This window comes from Streptococcus pseudopneumoniae (genome assembly GCF_038148935.1).
Taxonomy (GTDB): Bacteria; Bacillota; Bacilli; order Lactobacillales; family Streptococcaceae; genus Streptococcus; species Streptococcus pseudopneumoniae_U.
This window is the reverse complement of record NZ_JBBJZX010000276.1, coordinates 1-231: the sequence shown is the minus strand read 5'-3', so window position 1 is coordinate 231 and position 231 is coordinate 1. Positions and strand designations below refer to the sequence as shown.

Below are 231 nucleotides of genomic sequence, written 5' to 3'. Positions count from 1 at the left end.
CATCGAGAACCAGAAACACGAAGAGGTTGGTTTGATTGCGCAGGAAGCCCAGAAGGTAGTACCTGAAGCAATTGAAATAGATGAAGTAACATCTTATCTGTCTATCAACTATTCAAAATTCGTCCCCTACTTGCTGAAAGCTGTCCAAGAACTAGACCAAAAAATCAAAGAGATGGAGAACATACATGGATAATCACATAATCGACAAGCTAGTAGCTGAGTCGCTCGCTA

General features: G+C 41.1%; 1 protein-coding gene. It reads left to right on the top strand.

Annotated features, from left to right (window positions below):
* On the top strand, positions 1-193 hold a 193-nt coding region (locus WKI42_RS10965), incomplete at its 5' end, for a hypothetical protein (protein ID WP_368081927.1).
* Positions 194-231: the final 38 nt, after the last annotated feature.